Genomic DNA, 1,182 nt, shown 5'->3' with positions numbered 1-1,182 from the left:
CCACGAAATCGGCGTGCAATACGGCGATGTCAAACCCGTCGACACCGTATTCATCGCAGGCGCAGGCCCTGTCGGCATGTCCGCCCTGTTGACCACCCAACTGTACAGCCCCGCAGCCATCATCGTTTGCGATATGGACGAAAACCGTTTGAAACTGGCGAAAGAGTTGGGTGCGACCCATACCATTAACCCTGCTTCCGGCGATGTAAGTAAGCAAGTTGCCGCTATCGTCGGCGAAGACGGCGTAGATTGTGCCATCGAAGCGGTCGGTATCCCTGCGACTTGGAATATGTGCCAAGACATCGTGAAACCCGGCGGCCATATCGCTGTGGTTGGTGTACATGGCCAATCCGTTGATTTCAAACTGGAAAAACTGTGGATTAAAAACCTTGCCATTACTACCGGCCTGGTTAACGCCAATACCACCGAAATGCTGATGAAAGCCATTTCCAGCAGCTCAGTGGATTACACCAAAATGATGACCCACCATTTCAAATTTAGCGAATTGGAAAAAGCTTACGATGTATTCAAACACGCTGCTGAAAACCAAGCCATGAAAGTGGTTTTGGAAGCGGATTGATTTGAAAATCGCTTAATATGCCGTTAATTAAAGGCCGTCTGAACATTCAGACGGCCTTTTTGTATGGTTTTATTTTTTCTTCAACCAAACGCCGCTTTCGATATGGTGGGTAAATGGGAATTGGTCGAATAGGGCGGCGCGTTCGATGGTATGAGTTTGACAGAGCGTGTCGAGGTTGGTGCGCAGGGTCTCAGGATTGCAGGAAATATAGAGGACGTTGTCGAATCGGGCAACCAATTTGAGCGTCTCATCATCAACACCAGCGCGTGGAGGATCAACGAAAATGGTTGAAAAATCATAGTTTTTCAAGTCGATGCCTTGTTCTTGCAGGCGGCGGAATTCACGGTTTTGCGTGTAGGCCTCGGTAAATTCTTCCGCAGACAGACGAGCGATTTTGAGATTGGTAATTTGGTTGGCTTCAATATTCCATTGGGCGGCATTGACGGAGGTTTTGGAAACTTCGGTTGCCAATACTTGATTGAAATGTTGCGAAAGCGGCAGGGTGAAATTGCCGTTGCCGCAGTATAACTCAAGCATGTCTTTGCCTAAGTTTTGCGCAGCATCACACGCCCAAGTCAGCATTTTTTTGCATACTTGGGCAT

1 protein-coding gene and 1 pseudogene are annotated in these 1,182 nt (G+C 48.3%); one reads left to right on the top strand and one right to left on the bottom strand.

Features of this window, described 5'->3' with window-relative positions:
* Window positions 1-580, top strand: a 580-nt coding sequence (locus ACTHUM_RS14775) for a zinc-binding dehydrogenase (RefSeq protein WP_440403258.1), incomplete at its 5' end; no start/stop codon positions are given.
* 69 nt (window positions 581-649) lie between these two features.
* Here the strand turns inward: ACTHUM_RS14775 and ACTHUM_RS14770 are convergent.
* Window positions 650-1,182: pseudogene (locus ACTHUM_RS14770) on the bottom strand (tRNA (uridine(54)-C5)-methyltransferase TrmA); the annotation flags it as partial.

The sequence above is a fragment of the Neisseria sp. P0021.S006 genome (assembly GCF_051956895.1).
This window is presented reverse-complemented; position numbering and strand designations above follow the sequence as displayed.